3 protein-coding genes are annotated in these 4,567 nt (G+C 72.5%); 1 reads left to right on the top strand and 2 read right to left on the bottom strand.

What is annotated here, in order from left to right; all coding sequences use genetic code 11:
• Positions 1 to 82 precede the first annotated feature (82 nt).
• Positions 83 to 2,509: a PQQ-binding-like beta-propeller repeat protein gene (locus tag ACFWM7_RS33775; RefSeq protein ID WP_383268195.1), complete on the bottom strand. Its 2,427-nt coding sequence runs from the start codon at positions 2,507 to 2,509 to the stop codon at positions 83 to 85.
• Between the two features lie 184 nt (positions 2,510 to 2,693).
• Complete coding sequence (locus ACFWM7_RS33770; RefSeq protein ID WP_383268192.1) at positions 2,694 to 3,503, bottom strand: VOC family protein; 810 nt, start codon at positions 3,501 to 3,503, stop codon at positions 2,694 to 2,696.
• A 355-nt stretch (positions 3,504 to 3,858) separates the two neighbouring features.
• Here ACFWM7_RS33770 and ACFWM7_RS33765 point away from each other — a divergent pair, with 355 nt between their 5' ends.
• The gene (locus ACFWM7_RS33765; protein WP_383268190.1) at positions 3,859 to 4,506 is read left to right on the top strand and encodes a TetR family transcriptional regulator; all 648 of its coding nucleotides are present in this window, start codon (positions 3,859 to 3,861) and stop codon (positions 4,504 to 4,506) included.
• The last annotated feature ends 61 nt before the right edge of the window (positions 4,507 to 4,567 follow it).

The following is a 4,567-nucleotide window of genomic DNA, read 5'->3' as shown; positions in this document are numbered from 1 at the left end:
GTCCTCAATCGCCGGACGGGCTGGGTGATCGCCGGTCGGGCTCGATCGAGCCCGTCCGGCGATTGAGGACAAAGAAGGTGGCTCAGGTCCTCGCCCTGTTCCCCGTGCCCGTGCCCTTCAGCGCGTCCAGCGCGTACACGCAGCGGTCCTTGCTGCACGCGTACACCACGCCCGCCCGGGCCACCGGCGAGCCCGTGATCTCGCCGCCCGTCGCGAGCTTCCAGCGGAGTTGGCCGCCCGCCGCGTCCAGGGTGTACAGCACATGGTCCGCCGAGCCGAAGTGGACCCGGCCGTCCGCCACCACCGGCGCGCCCACCACGTCGCCGCCCGCCGCGAAGCGCCACTTCGGGGTGCCGGTGACCGCGTCCAGGGTGTACAGCGCGCTGCCGCTGCCCACATGCACGTTGCCCACCGCGACCAGCACCGGTTCGATCGAGGAGCGGGCCTCCGTCGCGATCCGCCAGCGGTCCTTGCCGGTCGCCGCGTCCAGCGCGTACACCGTGCCGAGGTAGTCCGCGAGGTACACCCCGCCACCGGTCACCGCCGGGCCCGGCGCGAACGCGGGCGGGGAGAGGAAGACCGCCGGGGACTCGAAGTGCCAGCGCACCCGGCCGGACCCGGTCTGCACCGCCAGCACCCGGGTGCCCGCCGCGATGTAGACGTAGCCGTCGGGGGCCGGCGTGACCCGGACCGGGACGCCGCCGCAGGAGGCCGCGTCGCCGATCGGGTACGACCAGCGCTCCATGCCCGTACGGGCGTCCAGCGCGCGGAGCCGGGCGTCCTGCCAGACGTACACCGTGCCGTCGTCGATGACCGGGCCGGCCTCCGCCGTCTCGAAGTCGCTCTGCGCACCGGTGATCTCCCACAGCTTCTCGCCGTTGGATGCCTCCCAGGCCTGGACTCCGCCGCCCCGGGTCGCGGTCAGGACCGTGCCCCGGTCGGCCTTGAGGGCGTACACCCAGGCGTCGGTCGACAGACGCCACTGCTCGGCGCCGGTCGTGGCGTCCAGCGCGTACAGCGAGGGGCCGTCCGATGCGTGGATCCTGCCGCCCTCGACGGCCATCGCCCAGGCCACGTCGCGGGTCTTGAACTGGCGCCGCCCGTTGCCCACGTCCAGCGCGTGGACCTCGAAGGACGTCACGTACAGCAGATCGCCCGAGACGACGGGCGTGCCCCACACGTCGTTGGACATGCGGAAGCGCCAGGGCCGCCAGCGGTCGGGGGCGGGGGCGTCCGGGGCGGGGCCCGGGGCCGGTACGGGGGCGGCGGGCGCCGTGGCCGCCGCCGACGAACCGTTGACCCCGGCGGGCGGGCGGACCCACCCGGTCGCGGCGGCCGGGTGCGCGGCGGCCGCCCCGCGCCCCTCCCCCGCACGCGGGCCCGGGCCGATCGGGACCTTGGCGCCGGGCAGGTGGACGGGCCCGCTGTCGGGAGCGGCGGACGGCCCCGCCGAGGGGGCCGGGCCGGGCCCGCCGGACATCGGCGAGGGCGAGGCCAGCGGGGACGGCGAGCGCAGGTCCGCCCCGCTGCGCCAGGCGGTGTCCCGCTCCGGAGCCCTGGGCGGCTGCCGCGGGGGCGGCGGGGGCGACACCGGGGCGGGCGGCGCGGTCCGTCCGCCGCCCCGGCGCGCCTCGATCATCGCGGTGGCCCGGGACGGCAGCCAGGCCGACGCCGTACCGCTGTCGTCGCCGCCGGAGGCGAAGAGGTGCGGGGCGAGCTGGGCCTGGAGGTCGGCGGGGCTGGGCCGCTGGGTGGCGTCCATCTGCATGCAGGACTCGATCAGCGGCCGCAGATCGTCCGGCAGCCCCTCCAGGTCGGGGCCCTCGCGCAGCAGCATGAACACCGTCTCTACCGGGTTGGCCCCGTGGAAGGGGGCGTGCCCGGTGGCGGCGAAGACGAGGGTGGAGCCGAGCGAGAAGATGTCGCTGGCCCCGGTGACGCTGCGCGAGTCCCGGGCCTGTTCGGGCGACATGTACGCGGGCGTGCCGACGGCGACGTTCGTCATGGTCAGGCGGGTGTTGGAGACGCCGGAGGCGATACCGAAGTCGATCACCCGGGGGCCGTCCTCGACGACGAGGACGTTGGACGGCTTCAGATCGCGGTGGACGAGGCCCGCGCCGTGGATCGACTGGAGGGCCTCGGCGATACCGGCGGCCAGCCAGCGCACCGCCTGGGTCGGCATGGGACCGCACTCGTTCACTATCTCTTCGAGCGAGGGCGCGGGCACATAGGCGGTGGCCAGCCAGGGCACGGCAGCGCGCGGGTCGGCGTCGACCACGGCGGCGGTGTAGAACCCGCTGACGGCGCGGGCGGCCTCGACCTCGCGCGTGAAGCGGACCCGGAAGAGCTGGTCCTCGGCGAGCTCGGTCCGCACCGTCTTGATCGCCACCCGCCGGCCGGACGCCGAGCGCGCGAGATAGACCAGCCCCATGCCGCCGGCCCCGAGCCGTCCCAGCACCTCGAACGGGCCGATCCGTCTCGGGTCGTGCTGCGTCAGCTGCTCCACCACTTGCCTGCCACCTCCCCGTACGGACCTCGGCGACGAAGTCCGCGAATTACCGCCCGGTCGAATCCCGCCCTGCGCGCACCCCGATTCTTCCTGGCTCGGGCCCCGGTTGCGAACCCGGGGGCGGATCGGGGTGTCCCATGTCACTTCATCCCGTATCCGTCCACACCGGGTTCACCCCGGCCGGTCAGGGAAGCAGTTCGCTGGGCTGCAGTACAGCGAAGGCGGCCCCCTGGTCGTCGTGGAGCACGGCCATCCGCCCGTAGGGGATGTCGAAGGGCGGCTGGGCGACCCGGCCGCCGAGCTGTACGGCGAGTTCGGCGGCGGCGTCGCAGTCGGCGACGGCGAAGTAGATGAGGAAGTAGCTCGGCATCTCGGCCGGGAACGCGTCCGTGATGACGCTGCGCCCGCCGACGGCGGTGTCCGGGCCCGGCTCGACGCCCTCGGGGGACCACATCCGGAAGTCGACCAGCGCCTCGGTGTCGTCGGAGACGTCGTGGCCCGCCTCGTCCAGGTCGGTGCCGTGGAAGCCGAAGACCTTCTCGTAGAAGGGGTCGACCCGGTCCGGCTGCCGGGTGTAGACCTCGGTCCAGCAGAAGGAGCCGGGGTCGTTCTGTTTCTCGAAGCCCGCGCGCTCCTCCGGCTGCCAGAGCCCGAAGACCGCGCCCCCGGGGTCGGCCGCCTCCGCGACGATCCCGGCGCGGCCCGCCCGTACGGGGTCGGTGATGATCTGCCCGCCGTGCTCGCGGATCGCGGCGACGGTGGCCCGGATGTCGTCAGTGGAGAAGTAGACGCCCCAGGCCGTGGGCATCCGGCCGTCCTTCTTGGCGGCGAGCGCGGCGACCAGCCGGCCGTCGCTGAGAGCGTCCGCGAAGGGCATGCCGTCGCCTGCCTGGAAGGTCCAGCCGAAGAGCCCGCCGTAGAAGCGCTTGCCCGCTTCGAGGTCGGAGAGCTGCACGTCCGCCCAGCACGGCGCGGAATGCGCGAATGCGGCCATGGGACCGGGTCCTTCCGTAGCAGAGAGACGCCGTGGCGTCGTGACGCCCGTCACAGTCAACGTAACGTCGGCTCCGGCCCTGCGCGCCCCGGACGCACCTATAGGGAACATTTGCCTGATTGGTGAAGCACTCGCTCACCATGTGGACGAAAGTTGTCCACCGAAGTTGTCCACAGGCTGTTGATAACATTTACACCCCGGGCGGTACCGGGCGGTGCCCCCGCAGTTCCGGGCCCTCGCGCACCGCGGCCGAAAACCGACCCCGCTCGACCGCGTGCACCCGGCCGGTCCTGCGGCGTTCCCCATTTGCAGTCGGCCGAATCGCGCTCCCATCACCCCTCGGTAAGCTGACGGCATGACAGGACAAGTACGCACCGTCGACGGCCGCGTGGCCGGTCGACGCGGTCAGGCGACGCGGCAGAAGCTGCTCGACTGCCTCAGCGAGATGCTCAGCTCCTCGCCGTACCGGGACGTCAAAGTCATCGACGTCGCCCGGAAGGCCGGGACTTCACCCGCGACTTTCTACCAATACTTCCCCGATGTGGAGGGCGCCGTCCTCGAAATCGCCGAGGAGGTCGCCAAGGAGGGCGCCGGACTGACCGAACTGGTCGCCGGACGCTCCTGGGTCGGCAAGGCCGGCTGGACGACCTCCGAGCAACTCGTCGAGGGATTCCTCGACTTCTGGCGGCACAACGACGCGATCCTCCGCGTGATCGACCTCGGCGCGGCCGAGGGGGACAAGCGGTTCTACAAGATCCGCATGAAGATCCTGAACTCGGTCACCAACTCCCTCACGGATTCCGTGAAGGAGCTCCAGAGCAAGGGCAAGGTCGACAAGGACGTCAGCCCCGCGGCGATGGCGGGCTCCCTGGTGGCGATGCTGGCCGCAGTCGCCTCGCACCAGAAGGGCTTCACCACCTGGGGCGTGAAGCAGGCCGAACTCCGGCCCAACCTCGCCCTGTTGGTTCATCTCGGCATCACCGGCAAGAAGCCGTCGAAGTAGGCCCACCCCCGCCCCGTCCTGTCTCACCGACGGCGGACCACCCACGCACACCCCTGCGGGT

Origin of the sequence: Streptomyces sp. NPDC058375 (assembly GCF_042723425.1) — a bacterium.
Lineage (GTDB): Bacteria > Actinomycetota > Actinomycetes > Streptomycetales > Streptomycetaceae > Streptomyces > Streptomyces durocortorensis.
Note: the sequence above shows the minus strand (reverse complement) of the source record. Positions and strands in the feature narration are given on the sequence as shown.

Bases quoted from the DNA above. Each gene is read 5' to 3' on its own strand.
- ACFWM7_RS33770 (WP_383268192.1), bottom strand. From the start codon at position 3,503: ATGGCCGCATTCGCGCATTCCGCGCCGTGCTGGGCGGACGTGCAGCTC.
- ACFWM7_RS33765 (WP_383268190.1), top strand. From the start codon at position 3,859: ATGACAGGACAAGTACGCACCGTCGACGGCCGCGTGGCCGGTCGACGC.